Source organism: Micromonospora sp. NBC_00389, from assembly GCF_036059255.1.
Taxonomy (GTDB): domain Bacteria; phylum Actinomycetota; class Actinomycetes; order Mycobacteriales; family Micromonosporaceae; genus Micromonospora.
Genome location: NZ_CP107947.1, coordinates 7,225,227 through 7,241,496 on the forward strand (window position 1 = coordinate 7,225,227; position 16,270 = coordinate 7,241,496).

At 72.2% G+C, this 16,270-nt stretch carries 13 protein-coding genes; 4 read left to right on the forward strand and 9 right to left on the reverse strand.

The annotated features are described in order from the left end of the window. Window positions 1-13: 13 nt before the first annotated feature. On the forward strand, window positions 14-1,864 hold the full coding sequence (gene recQ / locus OG470_RS34115) for a DNA helicase RecQ (protein WP_328418759.1): 1,851 nt from the start codon (window positions 14-16) through the stop codon (window positions 1,862-1,864). Window positions 1,865-1,941: 77 nt separating this feature from the next. Here the strand turns inward: recQ and OG470_RS34120 are convergent, their stop codons facing one another. The 5 genes from OG470_RS34120 to rsgA form a co-directional block, all read right to left on the reverse strand. Next, window positions 1,942-2,601 carry a C39 family peptidase gene (locus OG470_RS34120; RefSeq protein ID WP_328418760.1) on the reverse strand — a complete coding sequence of 220 codons (660 nt, stop codon included), beginning with the start codon at window positions 2,599-2,601 and terminating at the stop codon, window positions 1,942-1,944. A 1,296-nt stretch (window positions 2,602-3,897) separates the two neighbouring features. Then, on the reverse strand, window positions 3,898-5,886 hold the full coding sequence (gene uvrC / locus OG470_RS34125) for an excinuclease ABC subunit UvrC (protein ID WP_328418761.1): 1,989 nt from the start codon (window positions 5,884-5,886) through the stop codon (window positions 3,898-3,900). A gap of 188 nt (window positions 5,887-6,074) precedes the next feature. Further along, entirely contained in the window at window positions 6,075-6,560 is a 486-nt protein-coding gene (locus OG470_RS34130) for a Rieske (2Fe-2S) protein (RefSeq protein ID WP_328418762.1), read from the reverse strand. Window positions 6,561-6,717: 157 nt separating this feature from the next. Then, a complete protein-coding gene (uvrA, locus tag OG470_RS34135) occupies window positions 6,718-9,663 on the reverse strand; it encodes an excinuclease ABC subunit UvrA (protein WP_328418763.1) in 2,946 nt (981 codons plus the stop codon). A 168-nt stretch (window positions 9,664-9,831) separates the two neighbouring features. Next, entirely contained in the window at window positions 9,832-10,902 is a 1,071-nt protein-coding gene (gene rsgA, locus OG470_RS34140) for a ribosome small subunit-dependent GTPase A (protein ID WP_328418764.1), read from the reverse strand. 178 nt (window positions 10,903-11,080) lie between these two features. Between rsgA and OG470_RS34145 the strand changes: the two genes are divergently transcribed. Both OG470_RS34145 and OG470_RS34150 read left to right on the forward strand, forming a co-directional pair. Further along, a complete protein-coding gene (locus tag OG470_RS34145) occupies window positions 11,081-11,797 on the forward strand; it encodes a maleylpyruvate isomerase family mycothiol-dependent enzyme (protein WP_328418765.1) in 717 nt (238 codons plus the stop codon). A gap of 7 nt (window positions 11,798-11,804) precedes the next feature. Then, window positions 11,805-12,458 carry an MBL fold metallo-hydrolase gene (locus tag OG470_RS34150; RefSeq protein ID WP_328418766.1) on the forward strand — a complete coding sequence of 218 codons (654 nt, stop codon included), beginning with the start codon at window positions 11,805-11,807 and terminating at the stop codon, window positions 12,456-12,458. An 87-nt stretch (window positions 12,459-12,545) separates the two neighbouring features. On the opposite strand, the gene OG470_RS34155 is transcribed toward OG470_RS34150, so the two are convergent. Further along, on the reverse strand, window positions 12,546-13,166 hold the full coding sequence (locus OG470_RS34155; protein ID WP_328418767.1) for a DedA family protein: 621 nt from the start codon (window positions 13,164-13,166) through the stop codon (window positions 12,546-12,548). A gap of 103 nt (window positions 13,167-13,269) precedes the next feature. Beyond that, the gene (locus OG470_RS34160) at window positions 13,270-13,971 is read right to left on the reverse strand and encodes a class I SAM-dependent methyltransferase (RefSeq protein WP_328426769.1); all 702 of its coding nucleotides are present in this window, start codon (window positions 13,969-13,971) and stop codon (window positions 13,270-13,272) included. Between the two features lie 182 nt (window positions 13,972-14,153). Here OG470_RS34160 and OG470_RS34165 point away from each other — a divergent pair, with 182 nt between their 5' ends. Beyond that, entirely contained in the window at window positions 14,154-14,357 is a 204-nt protein-coding gene (locus OG470_RS34165; protein ID WP_007462771.1) for a cold-shock protein, read from the forward strand. 48 nt (window positions 14,358-14,405) lie between these two features. Here the strand turns inward: OG470_RS34165 and OG470_RS34170 are convergent, their stop codons facing one another. Together OG470_RS34170 and OG470_RS34175 are read right to left on the reverse strand one after the other, a co-directional pair. Beyond that, complete coding sequence (locus OG470_RS34170) at window positions 14,406-15,686, reverse strand: MFS transporter (RefSeq protein ID WP_328418768.1); 1,281 nt, start codon at window positions 15,684-15,686, stop codon at window positions 14,406-14,408. Further along, complete coding sequence (locus tag OG470_RS34175) at window positions 15,683-16,258, reverse strand: ArsR/SmtB family transcription factor (protein ID WP_328418769.1); 576 nt, start codon at window positions 16,256-16,258, stop codon at window positions 15,683-15,685. The genes OG470_RS34170 and OG470_RS34175 overlap by 4 nt, the downstream gene beginning before the upstream one ends. Window positions 16,259-16,270: the final 12 nt, after the last annotated feature.

Below are 16,270 nucleotides of genomic sequence, written 5' to 3' on the forward strand. Positions count from 1 at the left end.
GTAGACTCCGCGGATGGCTTCCCCCACCGACCTGCGTACCGAGGACGCGCTGCCGGTGCTGCGCCGGGTGTTCGGCTACGACGCCTTCCGCGGCTTCCAGCAGGAGGTGATCGACCACGTGGTCGCCGGCGGTGACGCGCTGGTGCTGATGCCCACCGGTGGTGGCAAGTCGCTGTGCTATCAGATCCCGGCCCTGGTCCGGGACGGCGTCGCGGTCGTCGTGTCCCCGCTGATCGCGCTCATGCAGGACCAGGTGGACGCGCTCACCGCGGTCGGCGTACGGGCCGGCTTCCTCAACTCGACCCAGACGCTCGACGCTCGACGCCGGGTCGAGGCAGCCTTCCTGGCCGGCGAGCTGGATCTGCTCTACCTGGCCCCGGAGGCGCTCGGCGTCCGGTCCACCCTCGCCCTGCTGGACCGTGGCCGGATCGGCCTGTTCGCGATCGACGAGGCGCACTGCGTGTCCCAGTGGGGGCACGACTTCCGCCCCGACTACCTGGCGCTGTCGATGCTGCACGAGAGGTGGCCGCAGGTCCCGCGGATCGCGCTGACCGCCACCGCGACCAGCGCCACCCGCACCGAGATCGCCACCCGGCTCAAGCTCGACGACGCCCGGCACTTCGTGGCCAGCTTCGACCGGCCCAACATCCAGTACCGGATCGTGCCCAAGCACGAGCCGCGCAAGCAACTGCTGGCCCTCCTGCGCGACGAGCACCCCGGCGACGCCGGGATCGTCTACTGCCTGTCCCGGGCCTCGGTGGACAAGACGGCCGAGTTCCTCACCGCCAACGGGGTCGCCGCGCTGCCCTACCACGCAGGGCTGGACGCGAGGACCCGCGCCGCCAACCAGCAGCGCTTCCTGCGCGAGGACGGCCTGGTGATGGTGGCCACCATCGCCTTCGGGATGGGCATCGACAAGCCCGACGTCCGCTTCGTCGCCCACCTCGACCTACCCAAGTCCGTCGAGGGCTACTACCAGGAGACCGGCCGCGCCGGCCGGGACGGCCTGCCGTCCACCGCCTGGCTGGCGTACGGGCTCCAGGACGTGGTCCAGCAGCGCAAGATGATCGAGACGTCCGACGGCGACCTCGCGCACCGCCGCAACCTCGCCGCGCACCTGGACGCGATGCTCGCACTCTGCGAGACGGTGCGCTGCCGGCGGGTCCAGCTGCTCGAATACTTCGGCGAGACGACGGCGACGGCGTGCGGCAACTGCGACACCTGCCTCACCCCGCCGGAGTCCTGGGACGGCACGGTGGCCGCGCAGAAGCTACTCTCCGCCATCTTCCGCCTCGACCGCGAACGCAACCAGCGGTTCGGCGCCGGGCACTGCATCGACATCCTGCTCGGCAAGCAGACCGACAAGATCAGCCAGTACGGCCACGACTCGCTGACGGTCTTCGGCATCGGCACCGAACTGCGTGAGGCCGAGTGGCGGGGCGTGGTCCGGCAACTGCTCGCCGAAGGACTGCTCGCCGTGGAGGGCGACTACGGCACGCTGGCACTGACCGAGGCGAGCGCCGACGTGCTGGGCCGCCGGCGCACCGTCACGATGCGCCGCGAGCCGGAGAGGCCGGCGTCGAGCCGGTCGGCAAAGCCACGCGGCTCGGCCACCGTGGTCGCCGAGCTGGCCCCGGCCGCCGCGTCGGTCTTCGAGCGGCTGCGCGGCTGGCGGGCGGCCACCGCCAAGGAACAGGGCGTTCCGGCGTACGTCATCTTCCACGACGCGACGCTGCGGCAGATCGCCAGCGACGCGCCCGGCTCGCTGGCCGAGCTGTCGCGGGTCAGCGGGGTCGGCGAGAACAAGCTCGCCAAGTACGGCGAGCAGATCCTGGCCGTCCTCGGCGACACCACCCCGGCCTGACCGCGTCCCTGACTTAGGCGTGACGAAGGGCCGGGCCCCTTGTGGGGGTCCGGCCCTTCGTTGTTGGTTGCTGGGTGTCAGCTGGTGGCGTAGCCGCGGGTGGCGATCCAGTCGGCGAGGTGCTCGACGGTGACCTCGTAGGAGGCCTGGTTCGGATCGGCCGAGTCGGCGATCTTCACCACGTTGCCGTTGTCGCGGTAGCCGACGACGCTGATGTAGTGCCCACCCTCGAAGGAGTGGCTGGTGCCGTCGACGTCGACGCTGGTGCCGGCGATGTTCGCCACCACAGCCCGACCGTCATCCACGGTCTTCACCACGTCGGCGCGCAGCTTGTCGGTCTGCTTGCCGTCAGCGGCGGGGGTGCTGATCTCGACGCTGCGGTAGGCGTCGTTCTTACCGGTTTCCTTGTTCAGCACCGGGGTGATGTCGTTGATGGAGTTGGTGCCGGCCTCGGTGGTGCCCATTTCCTTGGCCATGGCGTCAACGCTGATGTCCTTGCCCTGCACGGACAGGGCGTTGCGGGCGGCGGCGGGGCCGCAGTAGTAGAAGTTCGGCTGCGCTTCGTAGCGCACACCCAGCTGGCGCTCACCCGAGGGCTTGCGGTCGGACTGGGTCTGGCTGGTGGGCTTGGCATCGGATGCGGCGTAGGCGGCGGTGACGGGGCCGGCGATGGCGCCGCCGGTGAAGGCGAGTCCAGCAGCGGTCAGAGCGGTCTTACGAATCAGATCGGTACGCATGATGGCGTGCTCCTCTGCATCGGGGGTGCACGCGGCAGGGGGGTGCCGCGTCAAGGAAGTTCAAGAAGGGGGGAACGGTCCGGCGATCCGGGGGGACCTGCTCGGGGTTCCGGGGGTGTAACCGTGGCGGCCGGTCGGGTGTTCCCGGCGGCTGGCGGCTGGCTACAGGGGGATGTAACCGTGCCGGCCGGTCGGGTGTTCCCGGCGGCTGCCGCGCACCGGGCCAGGGGGCCACGGTCGCATGCCAGGTATAACGACCCGGGCCGGCCCCCGATTCCACGCTGAGGGTGGCCCCGACCACGGGACGGCCCACCCCAAACGGGACGACACCCCAGCCCGCCACGGGCCGACAACCCCAACCCGCCCCTCCGGCCCACAACCGGGACCCACCGGCGATCTACCCCGAGCGCGTCACACCCGGGCTCGCATCCCGAACCGGACACCACGCCCACCCGCCCGCCCACGTCGACCGGCGTCGAGCCACACACTTCCGGGAAAGCGCTGCCTCCCGACACGCCGACGCCCACACCTTCCCGGAGGTGCGCAGACCTAAGAGGCCGCCGCTCGGCGGGCGGGCGCGTGCTATTGAGCGTGATGACTCTGAGGTATCAATATGACTCTCAGGTATCACGCTCAAACGTGCGGGTGTCCCCCGTTGTCGACCCGCCCGACCGTCGGTCTCCCAGCAGGGCTCACCGCCCGCGAGGGCCTGGGTGACGGGTGAGGTGAGGCCGCGGGCGCGACGCGGACCGCAGTGCGGGGTTCGCAGACGACGCAGATGCGCCGACGGCGCGGGCCATGGACGCGGGACCACAGACGGCACGGAGTGCGCAGATCTTGGCCGCCGCTCGCGCCGTGCCGGGTGAAACCGCGCGTTCGCAGACGACGCGGTTGCGCCGACGGCGCGCGGTCCCAGATAACACGGGGGCACACGGCACGGGGTGCGCAGACCGCGCCGGGTCCACAGATCGTGTGGGTGCGCGGACGGCACGCGGCACGCGGACAGCGCCGCGTCTACAGACCGCGCGGCGGCGCGGACGGCACGCGGCACGCGGACAGCGCGGGTGCGCAGGGCACCCGGACAGCGCAGGGCACGCGGACAGCGCGCGGACAGGCGGGCTGCCCGGGCGAGATCGTGCTCGATCCAGGAAACAGTCCCCACGCGGCGCGAACGAGGCCACTACATCCAGGATCCAGCACGATCATGAGGCAAACGCGCACCGTTCGGCGGCTGGCGGTGGGTTCGCCCGCGCCGGGTGGGTCAGAGTGTGGTGGTAATGCCGAATGGCGGCGGGTTCACGAACTCGGCGTCGCCTCGACGCCCTCGACGACCCCCGTGCCCTTGTCGAGCGCGGCAAGGATCGCTTCGGCCGTGCGACGGCCCACCCCGGGCACCTCGGTGATCTCCTCGACCGTGGCGGCGGAGAGCCGCTTGAGTGAGCCGAAGTGCCGCAGCAGCGCCTTGCGCCGCACCTCCCCCAGGCCGGGCACGTGGTCCAGCGCGGACTCGGTCATCCGCTTGGAGCGGCGCTGCCGGTGGAAGGTGATGGCGAACCGGTGCGCCTCGTCGCGGATCCGTTGCAGCAGGTAGAGCCCCTCCGACGTACGCGGCAGGATGACCGGGAACTCGTCGTCGGGGAGCCAGACCTCCTCCAGCCGCTTGGCCAGCCCGCACAGCGCCACGTCCTCGATGCCCAGCCCCGCGAGGGCCTGGGCGGCCGCCGCGACCTGCGGCGCGCCGCCGTCCACGACCACCAACTGCGGCGGGTACGCGAACTTGCGTGGCCGGCCAGTGGTGGGGTCGACGAGGGTGCCGATCCGTGGCTCCTCAGCGCCGGACGGGGCCTCCAGCTCGTCGGCCGACTCCACCCCCACCTCGCCGGTCTCCGAACGCGCGTCCAGATAGCGGGCGAAGCGACGGCGCAGCACCTCGGACATCGCGGAGAGGTCGTCGGTGGCGCCCCGGACGATGAACCGCCGATACTCGCTCTTGCGGGGCAGCCCGTCCTCGAAGACGACCATGCTGGCCACCACGTCGGTGCCCTGGATCTGGGAGATGTCGAAGCACTCGATGCGCAGCGGCGAGGTGCGCATGCCCAGCGCCTCGCTGATCTCGTCCAGCGCCTTTCCCCGGGTGGTCAGATCACCGGACCGCTTGAGCTTGTGCCGGGCCAGCGCGTCCTTGGCGTTGCGCTCCACGGTCTCCATCAGCGAGCGCTTGTCGCCACGCTGGGGCACCCGCAGCGACACCCGGCTGCCCCGGTGGGTGGAGAGCCAGTCGGCCAGTGCGTCGGCGTCCGCGGGCAGCTCGGGAACCAGCAGCTCTCGGGGCACGTCCGCCTCGCCGTGCTCGCCGCCGTACACCTGGGTGCAGAAGTGGTGCACCAGGTCGCCGGTGCTCAACTCCTCGGTCTTCTCCACCACCCAGCCGCGCTGGCCGCGGACCCGGCCGTCGCGGACGTGGAAGACCTGCACGGCCGCCTCGAGCGGGTCGTCGGCGAACGCGACCACGTCGGCGTCGGTGCCGTCGCCCAGCACCACGGTCTGCTTCTCCATCGCCCGGCGCAACGCCGCCACGTCGTCCCGCAGCCGGGCGGCCCGCTCGAACTCCAGCTGCTCGCTCGCCTCGGTCATCTCACGTTCGATCTTGCGGACCATGGTGTCGGTGCGACCGGCCATGAAGTCGCAGAAGTCGTCGACGATGTCTCGGTGCTCGTCGGCGGAGACGGTGCCGACGCAGGGCGCCGAGCATTTGCCGATGTAGCCGAGCAGGCAGGGGCGACCGACCTGGCCAGCCCGCTTGAACACCCCGGCGGAGCACGTCCGGGCCGGGAACACCCGGAGCAGCAGGTCGAGGGTCTCCCGGATCGCCCAGGCATGCGAGTACGGCCCGAAGTAGCGCACCCCCTTGCGCTTGGCGCCGCGCATCACCTGCAGCCGCGGGTACTCCTCGTCGAGGGTGACGGCCAGGTAGGGGTAGGACTTGTCGTCGCGGTAGCGGACGTTGAACCGCGGGTCGTACTGCTTGATCCAGGTGAACTCCTGCTGGAGCGCCTCGACCTCGGTGCCGACGGTGATCCAGTCAACCGACTCGGCGGTGGTGACCATCTGCCGGGTGCGCTCGTGCAGATTCCAGACGTCGCCGAAGTAGGAGTTGAGCCGGCTGCGCAGGTTCTTCGCCTTGCCGACGTAGATCACCCGACCGGTGCCGTCCCGGAAGCGGTAGACCCCCGGCGACTCCGGAATGGTGCCGGGTGCGGGACGGTAGGTCGAGGGGTCAGCCACGCCAGCAAGCCTAGTCCGGCCCCCCGACACCGACCCCGTCCGGCACCATCACGCAAGATCCACTCGGTCTCCGGGAAGTCGGCGTGCCGACGGGCGCCGCACACCCCGACTTCCCGGAACGCGAGTCGATCAAGCGGCTGAGCCGCGCCGGCCCGAACCGACGGGGCCGGGCTGGACGCGCCGGCCGGTCAGGCCAGCGAGATCTGGTCGCCGGTGACCTTGATGTTCTTGGGCGGCAGCGGCTTGGTGGCCGGACCGGCCTTCACCGAACCGTCCTCGATCGAGAACTTGCTGCCGTGGCAGGTGCAGTTGATGGTGCCGCCGTCGACGTTCGTCACCGGGCAGTTCTGGTGGGTGCAGATGGCGCTGAAGCCCTTGAACTGGCCGGCAGTCGGCTGGGTGATGACCACGCCCGCGGGGAGGATCTTGCCGCCGCCGACCGGGATGTCGGTGGTGGTGGCCACCGACTGCGCGTCCTGCCGGTCACCGCCGCCAGCGTCGCCGGTGCTGGGCACCGCCGGGCCGCCGCTGGTGGGAGCGCCACTGCCGGCGTCGTTGTCGTCGTCGCTGCCGCAGGCAGCCAGTACGACGGCTGCGCCGATCGCCCCGACACCGGTGAGCAGGGTCCGACGGGTCTGCGTACCCGGACCGGTCAGCGCCTGATCGTCACTCATGCCTCGCCTCTCTCTGGGCTGCTGCGCCGGTCCCGATCAGCCGGCCACATTGGTCAACACGGGCAACTGTGCCGGATGGTTCACGGCGGCGTGGCCTCGACCCGGAAATGGGAAACGCCGGCGATGCCCGATGGGGCACCGCCGGCGTCTGGTCCGCTCAGCGCGCGGTGGCCGCGACCTTGCGCGGCGCCCGAGTCTTGGTGACGCCGTTGGCCTGGGCGGCCCGCTTGGTGGCCGCCGCCGCGCCCTTGGCCTCGCCGTCGAGCTTGAGCACCTGGCGCAGGAACTCGCCGGTGTGACTCTCAGGCACCTCGGCGACCTCCTCGGGGGTGCCGGTGGCGAGCACGGTGCCGCCCCGGTGGCCCCCCTCCGGGCCCATGTCGATCAGCCAGTCGGCCGTCTTGATCACGTCGAGGTTGTGCTCGATGGTGATCACCGTGTTGCCCTTGTCGACCAGCCCTTCCAGCACCATCAGCAGCTTGCGGATGTCCTCGAAGTGCAGGCCGGTGGTCGGCTCGTCGAGCACGTAGACCGTCCGCCCGGTGGAGCGCTTCTGCAGCTCGGAGGCGAGCTTGACGCGCTGCGCCTCACCGCCGGAGAGAGTCGGGGCGGGTTGGCCGAGGCGGACGTAGCCGAGGCCGACGTCGACCAGCGTCTTGAGGTGCCGGTGGATGGCCGGGATGGCGGAGAAGAACTCGGCCGCCTCCTCGATCGGCATCTCCAACACGTCCGAGACGGTCTTGCCCTTGTAGTGCACCTCCAGGGTCTCCCGGTTGTACCGGGCGCCCTTGCAGACCTCACACGGGACGTACACGTCGGGCAGGAAGTTCATCTCGATCTTGATGGTGCCGTCGCCGGAGCACGCCTCGCAGCGCCCGCCCTTGACGTTGAACGAGAACCGGCCCGGGCCGTACCCGCGCACCTTGGCCTCGGTGGTCTCGGCGAAGAGCTTGCGGACGTGGTCCCAGACCCCGGTGTAGGTGGCCGGGTTGGAGCGCGGAGTCCGGCCGATCGGCGACTGGTCCACGCCGACGACCTTGTCCACGTGGTCGAGACCGGCGACCCGGGTGTGCCGGCCGGGCACCAGCCGCGCGCCGTTGATCTGGTTGGCCAGCACCGCGTACAGGATGTCGTTGACCAGCGTCGACTTGCCCGAGCCGCTGACCCCGGTGACCGCGATGAGCTGGCCCAGCGGGAAGGAGACGGTCAGGTTGCGCAGGTTGTGCTCGCGTGCGCCGTGCACCACCAGCTCCCGGTCCGGGGTCTGCGGACGACGCTTCTTCGGCGTCGGGATCGACCGGCGCCCGGACAGGTACGCCCCGGTGATCGACTCTGGGTTTTCCAGGAGCGCCGGCACCGAGCCGCTGTGCACGATCTCGCCGCCGTGCTCGCCGGCGCCGGGCCCGATGTCGACGATCCAGTCGGCGGTACGGATGGTGTCCTCGTCGTGCTCCACCACGATCAGCGTGTTGCCCAGCCCGCGCAGCCGGATCAGAGTCTCGATCAGCCGGTGGTTGTCGCGCTGGTGCAGCCCGATCGACGGCTCGTCCAGCACGTAGAGCACACCCACCAGCCCGGAGCCGATCTGGGTGGCCAGCCGGATGCGCTGCGCCTCGCCACCGGAAAGGGTGCCGGCCGGCCGGTCCAGGGAGAGGTAGTCCAGGCCGACGTCGAGCAGGAACCGCAGCCGGGCGTTGATCTCCTTGAGCACCCGCTCGGCGATCATCTTCTGCCGGTCGGTCAGCTCGATGCCGGCGAGCAGGTCGGCGCACTCCCCCACGGACAGGTTGCAGACCTCGGCGATGCTCTTGCCGGCCAGGGTCACCGCGAGCACCTCGGGCTTGAGCCGGGCGCCGCCGCACGCCGCACACGGCACGTCGCGCATGTAGCCCTCGTACTTGTCGCGGGACCACTCGGACTCGGTGTCGGAGTGCCGACGCTCGATCCACTGCACCACGCCCTCGAAGCCGGTGTAGTAGGAGCGCTCGCGGCCGTACTTGTTGCGGTAGCGCACGTGCACCTGGTCGTCGGAGCCGTGCAGGATCGTCTTCTGCGCCCGCGCCGGCAACGCCCGCCACGGGGTGTCGACGTCGAAGTGCTGGGCCTCGCCGAGTGCCTCCAGCAGGCGCAGGAAGTATTCGAGGTTGTGCCCGGTGGACCAGGGCTGGATGGCGCCCTCACGCAGGCTGCGCTCCGGGTCGGGCACCAGCAGCTCCGGGTCGACCTCCTTCTTGGTGCCCAGGCCGGTGCACTCCGGGCAGGCGCCGTACGGCGCGTTGAAGGAGAAGACCCGGGGCTCCAGGTCCTCGATGGCGAGCGGGTGGTCGTTGGGACAGGCCAGGTGCTCGGAGTAGCGGCGCTCCCGGTCCGGGTCGTCCTCGGGGAGGTCGACAAAGTCGAGCAGCACCAGGCCGCTGGACAGGCCCAGGGCGGCCTCGACCGAGTCGGTCAGCCGCTGCTTGGCGCTCGGCTTGACGGTGAGCCGGTCGATCACCACCTCGATGGTGTGCTTCTCCTGCTTCTTGAGCTTCGGCGGCTCGGTCAGTGGGTGCACCACGCCGTCGACCCGGGCCCGGGCGTAACCCTTGGCCTGCAGCTCGGAGAAGAGGTCGACGTACTCGCCCTTGCGGCCGCGGATGACCGGGGCGAGCACCATGAACTTGGTGCCCTCGGCCATCGACAGCACCCGGTCGACGATCTGCTGCGGGCTCTGCCGGGAGATCCGCTCGCCACAGACCGGGCAGTGCGGCTCGCCAATGCGGGCGTAGAGCAGCCGCAGGTAGTCGTAGACCTCGGTGATGGTGCCGACGGTCGAACGCGGGTTGCGCGAGGTCGACTTCTGGTCGATCGAGACGGCCGGACTCAGCCCCTCGATGAAGTCGACGTCGGGCTTGTCCATCTGGCCGAGGAACTGCCGGGCGTACGACGAGAGCGACTCCACGTACCGCCGCTGCCCCTCGGCGAAGATCGTGTCGAAGGCCAGGCTCGACTTGCCCGACCCGGACAGCCCGGTGAACACGATGAGTGCGTCCCGGGGCAGGTCGAGACTGACGTCACGCAGATTGTGCTCGCGCGCGCCACGGATGATCAGTCGGTCGGCCACGGTTCGTGTACTCCCGGGAGAAGATGAAGCGGAGAATCTGTCCCGCTCTGGGGTGGTTCTGAGCGGTGGTGCGGGCGCGGAAAACACGCCTCGGCAACTCTAGCCCCGAGGTATGACAGTTTTCCCCGCCCGCACATTCCCCCAGCTCAGCCCGGTCGGCCGGGCCGGTCAGTAGCCCCCGGGCGTCGGCGGTCGGGCCGCCCGACGCCGGGCCGAGCGCCACCCACCGCGCCGCTCCGCGGCCAGCCGCGCCTCCCGCCGCCGGCTCTCCTGAGCCACCTCCCGCTGCAGCCGCCGCCAGCTCTCCCACCGGCGGGTGGAGAGCTCGCCGGTGCGCAGCGCCTCGCCGACCGCGCAGGCGGGCTCGCCGTCGTGCCCGCAGTCGGCGTACCGGCAGCCCTCGGCAAGCCCGGCGATGTCGGCGAACGCCCGGTCGAGCCCGGCCACGCCGTCCAGCAGGCCGACCGCCCGCACGCCGGGCGTGTCGATCACCGCGCCGCCACCGGGGATCGGCACCAGGGCCCGCCAGGTGGTGGTGTGCCGACCCTTGCCGTCGACCCGGCGGATCGCCTGGGTCGGCATCATCACCGCGCCGGCCAGCGCGTTGACCAGGCTCGATTTGCCCGCCCCGGACGGCCCGAGCAGGCCGAGCGTGCGGCCCGGCGCCACCTCCGCGCGCAGCGGCTCCAGCCCGACGCCGTGCTCGGCGCTGACCGGCAGCACCGGCACCCCGGGGGCGACCGCGGCGAGCTGACGGGCCAGCGCGGCCGGATCGGCCGCGAGGTCGGCCTTGGTCAGCACGACCAGCGGCCGGGCCCCGGACTCGTGGGCCAGGGACAGCAGCCGCTCGATCCGGCCGACGTCCGGCTCCGGGTGCACCGGCTCCACCACGGCGGCGGCGTCGAGGTTGGCGGCCAGCACCTGGCCGCTGGCGTCCTTGCCGGCGGTACGGCGGATCAACGCGGCCCGCCGGGGCAGCACCGCCTCCACGGTGGTGCGGCGGTCCGGCCAGTGGGTGAGCAGCACCCAGTCCCCCGCGCAGGGCAGCGCGGAGGGGTCCCGGACGGCGACGGCCAGCACCGCCCCGCCCAGGCTGGCCCGGACCGGGCCGGCCGCGGTGAGCACCGTGCAGACCCCCCGGTCCACCCGGGCCACCCGGCCCGGGTGGTGCTCACCGCGCCGCGCGGCGTACGCCGCCCGTTCGGCGTCCCAGCCGAGGGCGGTCAGATCGATCGTCATGGCATCCTCATCGGTGTCGAAGCTGGTGATGGCGGAACACGCGTGTCACGGCCGGCATGATCACCACCTCCGTCCGACGTCCCGGTGCCGCGTATGTCGCCGACGGTAGGACGCGCGCCGACGCGCCGAAAGCGATTTCCCCGGCGACGGCGCGACGGCGGACCGCTAGGGTCGACGCGTGACCACCGATCCGCTCCTGCTCACGGGCGAGGTGGACGACGCGACCAGCCGGCTGCTGCGTACCGCGGCCTCCTTCGACGCCGCGGACCTGGCGGCCGCGTCGCTGCTGCCCGACTGGACACGCGGCCACGTGCTGGCCCACCTGGCGCGCAACGCCGACGGCTTCGTCAACCTGCTCACCGCGGCCCGCACCGGCGAGCCGGTGCCGATGTACGCGTCGCCGGAGGCCCGGGCGGCGGACATCGAGGCCGGCGCGGGCCGGCCGCCAGCCGAGCACCTGGACGACCTGCGACGCAGCGCGGACCGGTTCACCGAGGCCGTCGCGGCCATGCCGGTCGAGGCGTGGGCGGCGACGGTGCAGACCCGCCGGGGCCCGTGGCCCGCCGCCCTGCTCGTCTGGGGCCGGCTGCGCGAGATCGAGGTGCACCACCTCGACCTGGCCGCCGACTACCGGCCCGCCGACTGGTCGGAGGCGTTCGCCCACCGGCTGCTGCACGAGGTGGCCGCACATCACGCCGGCCAGCCAGCACCGCCGTCGATGGTGCTGCGCTTCGACGGCGCCGGGCACGAGTTGGTGATCGGGGAGCGGGCCGACGCCCCGATCATCGCCGGTCCCGCCCCCGACCTCGCCGCCTGGCTGATCGGCCGCGACGGCGGCGACGCGCTCGCCGTCACTCCCGACGGTCCCCTGCCTACTCCACCGGAATGGATATAGACACCTGATGACATACAGCGGAGACGTCACCAACGGCGGTGCGCCGGCGGTGCGGGAGCTGGACGGGCTCACCATCAGCAAGCTGTCGGTGGGCCCGATGGACAACAACGCCTACCTGCTGCGCTGCACGGCCACCGGCGAGCAGGTGCTGATCGACGCCGCCAACGAGGCGCCCCGGCTGCTGGACCTGATCGGCGACCGAGGGCTCACCGCCGTGGTGACCACCCACCAGCACATGGATCACTGGGTGGCGCTGGAGGAGGTGGTGGCCAAGACCGGCGCCCGGGCGCTGGTGCACGCCGACGACGCGGCCGGGCTGCCGATCGAGGCGGAGCGGCTCGCCGACGGTGACAGCGTGCCGGTCGGCGACTGCGCGTTGGAGGTCGTCCACATCAAGGGGCACACACCGGGCTCGATCGCGCTGCTCTACCGCGACCCGACCGGCACCCCGCACCTGTTCACGGGCGACAGTCTCTTCCCCGGCGGCGTGGGCAACACCGACAAGGACCCGGTGCGCTTCGCCGCGCTGATCGACGACGTCGAGGGGAAGCTGTTCGACCGGCTGCCGGACGAGACCTGGTTCTATCCGGGTCACGGCAAGGACAGCACGCTCGGCGCGGAACGCCCGGCCCTGCCCCAGTGGCGCGCCCGCGGCTGGTAACCCTGTGCGGGGCCGGCCCCCCGGCCGGCCCCGCTCCCCCCACCCGACGCGCGGACGCACCCCGCACCCGCCGTCGGGCCGAACCGGTCAGGGCGTCGGCGCCGCGGTGACGGCCCGCAGCCGGCGTCGGGTGCCCAGCAGCACCACAGTCGCGAGCACCAGCCCCACGCCCATGGTGACCAGCAGCGGGCTCGACTCCCCCGGCAGCAGCCCGGCCAGCGAGCGGGACGCGGTGCCCAGCGCGAGGTAGAGACCCGCCCAGGCCGCCGCGCCGAGCGCCGCGCAGCCCAGGAACCGCCGGTACGACATGCGCAGCCCGCCCGCGGCCAGCGGCAGCAGCGCGTTGAACACCGGCAGGAACGGCGCCACCACCATCATCCGGCCACCACCACCCCGCAGGATCCCCTCCGCCGCCGTCCAGCGCGCCTCGCCGATCCAGCCGCCGACCCGACTGCGTCGCAGCCGCTCGGAGTACCGGCGACCGACCAGGAAGCTCAGCGACCACCCGGCCAGGCAGCCGACCAGCACCGCGGTGAAGGTGGCCAGCCCGGTGGCCGGGCGGCCCACCCCGACCGCGGCCAGGATCGCCACGTCACCGGGGACCAGGACGCCGAGCAGTGGGATGGCGTCGAAGAGCATGACCAACCCGAGCGCGCCCATCAGCAGCAGGATGGGCAGTTCTCCGACCTCGGCCAGCCATTGCGTCATACCCCGTACGCTATGACCGCCGCACCACCCCCGACATCAGGTCGCACCCCCCAGCGACCCCTGGTGTCCGCCTCAGGGTCGCCCCTGAGATCGGGATCCCGCCTCAGTCGGGTCGCAGCACCTGCACCCGGCGCAGCGACGAGTCGACCGACGGTTCCGTGGTGGGCACCGGATAGTCGGCCAGCACCGTCAACCGGTCCGCCGGCAGGTGCCCCCGGTCGGGGTCGCCGACCAGCACCTCGGCACCGCGGGCGGCGGCCCGTTGCAGGAACGGCAGCATCCGGTCGGCCAGTGCGCGGCTGTAGAAGGCGTCACCGGCGAGGACCACGTCCACGTCCGCCTCCGCGTCGCCGCTGTCCAGCAGGTCACTCCCGCTGGCGTCGACGGCGACCCGGTTGGCCCGCGCGTTGACCGTGACCGCCGCGACGGCGTACGGGTCGATGTCGTTGGCGACCACTTTGGCCGCGCCGGCCAGCGCGGCGGCGATGGCCACCAGCCCGGACCCGGCGGCGAGGTCGAGTACCCGCCGGCCGGCGACCAGTTCCGGATGGTCCAGCAGGTGGCGGGCCAGGGCCTGACCCCCGGCCCAGGCGGAGGCCCAGTACGGCGGCGGCAGGGCGTGCCCGGCGGCGGCCTCCATCCGGGCCCACCAGACGATCGCGTCCTCGGCCAGGTGCAGCCGCACCTCGGGGACGAACGGAGTTGGTACCAGTCGGAGCCGGTCCAGGCCGTCGCCGGGCGCGTCGATCTCGCGCTCCAGCTCGGACAGCGCGGTGGCTGCGGCACCCCTCATCGGCGCAAGCATGCCCCAGTGCCGGGTGGCGGGGGCGGGGTTTCGCATGGCGGCACGTAGAGTTCACCCGACTTCACCCGAGTGCCTACGGCACTTCGGCCGGCGGATCCGGGTTTTGCCCGTTACTGTCGGACTGGTACGGGCGATCATCGGCCACAGGCCGAGGGTCAGCCGCTTTGAACAGGGAGAGATGCATGGCAACCGGCACGGTTAAGTGGTTCAACTCGGAAAAGGGCTTTGGCTTCATCGAGCAGGACGGTGGAGGGCCGGACGTGTTCGTCCACTACTCCGCCATTGCCTCGAGCGGCTACCGGGAGCTCAACGAGGGCCAGAAGGTCGAGTTCGAGGTGACCCAGGGGCAGAAGGGTCCGCAGGCGGACAACGTCCGCCCGATGTAGCTCCGTGCCGGTGGCGGCGGCCGGTCGACGGCCGCCGCCGCAGCGCACTCAATACGCCGCCGGGGCGGCGGGCAGGTCCCGCCGCCGCCGGAGCGGCCCCATCAGCAGGATCAACGGGGTGAGCGCCAACCAGGTGGTCATCACCCCGATCGCCGTCTCGACGCCGTACCGCGCGCCGAGGGCGCCAGCCAGCACGGCCGCCAGCGGGATGGTGCCGTAGTTGAGCAGGTGCATGCTCACCGTCACCCGGCCGAGCAGGTGATGCGGGGTGTACATCTGTCGGAAGCTGCCCTTGACCACGTTGCCGACGGCCACTCCGAGGCCGATCAGCACCCCGCCGAGGGCCGGCCAGACCAGCCCGACACCGGGCGCGGCCAGCGGAATGAGCAGCGCGGGCGGGCCGGTGAGGGCCGCACCGAGCAGCAGGGCCCGCGCGGTGCCGCAACGCCGGGCGAGCGTGGTGGCCAGCAACGCACCGACGATCCCGCCGGCGCTCATCACCGCGATCAGGACGCCCACCAGGCCCGGTTCGAGCCGCAGCTCCCGGACCAGGAAGACCACCAGGACGGCCTGGTAGCCGATCAGCCCGATGTTGCTGGCCGCACCGAAGACCGCCAGCACCCGCAGGTACGGGTCGCGGACGACAAAGCGCAGCCCCTCGGCGATGTCCCGGCGCAGCGACCGGGATGGGTCCGCCCGCCGGGCGCGCGGCTCGACGGTGCGGATCCGCAGCAGAAAGGCCGCGGAGAGCAGGAAGGTGAGCGCGTCCAGCAGCAGCGCGGCGACCGCCCCGGTGAGCTGGGCGATCAGGCCCGCGACTCCGGGTCCGACGACGTAGCTCACGGTCTGGGTGGCGTGCAGCTTCGCGTTGCCCTCCGGTAGCTGCTCGGGTCGCAGCACGACCGGCAGGTACACCTGGTCGGCGGTCTCGAAGAAGACCCGCGCGGTGCCGGCGCCGAGCGCGACCAGCAGCAGGTGCCAGACGGTGAGCCGATCCAGCGCGGCGGCCAGCGGCACACTGAGGAAGGCCAGGGCGCAGAACACGTCGCAGGCCACCATCACCGGACGGCGCGGCAGGCGGTCCACCCACGCGCCGGCCGGCAGGCCGATCAGCAACCAGGGCAGCCAGGCCGCGGCGGTGAGCACCGCCACCTGGAAGGTGCCGGCGTCGAGCACGGCCACCGCGACCAGCGGCAGCGCGACCGTGGTGACGTTGCTGCCGATGCTGCTGACCGCCTGACCGGCCCAGAGCAACCGGAAGTCCCGGTGCCGCAACAGGCCACCGGCCGGCCGGACCGGACCCGGATCGGTGCGGGTAGCCGCGGTCACGGCCGGGCCGGAACGCCGTGGACGAACACGAACACGGGCTGCCGTTCGCGGCCGTCGTCGGGCAGCGGCCGGTCGGCCCAGCGGGCCAGCAGGTCGATCATTTCGCGGCTCAGCTCGGCCAGTTCGTCGGGGGTGAGGTGCAGCCACTTGTCGGTGGAGAACGGGCCGTCCTGCCAGGCGGCCTGCGCCGACTCGTCGGCGGCGTGCCAGGCTCGGGCCAGGGCGACGTGCCGGTCCAGGTTGAGCGACGTGGCGGCGTCGGCGACCGCCCGGGCGGCCGGGTCGGCGTCGAAGTCGCTGTTGGACCAGCGCACCCCTCGGGTGACCAGGCGCCACCACCGCTCGCGCCGGTCCCGGACCAGGTCGGGGGCCTCGGTGACCAGCCCGGCGGCGGCGAGCACCTTGAGGTGGTGACTGACGTTCGCGGGCGCCTGGTCGGTGCGCTCGGCGAGCAGGCCGACGGTCGAGGGCCCGTGCACCTTGAACACGTCCATGAGCCGGCGGCGCAGCGGGTGGGCCATGGCGGCCAGCACCCGCGAGTCGGTGACCTGTCGTACGTCGGGACTCTCCATGCCACCGACCCT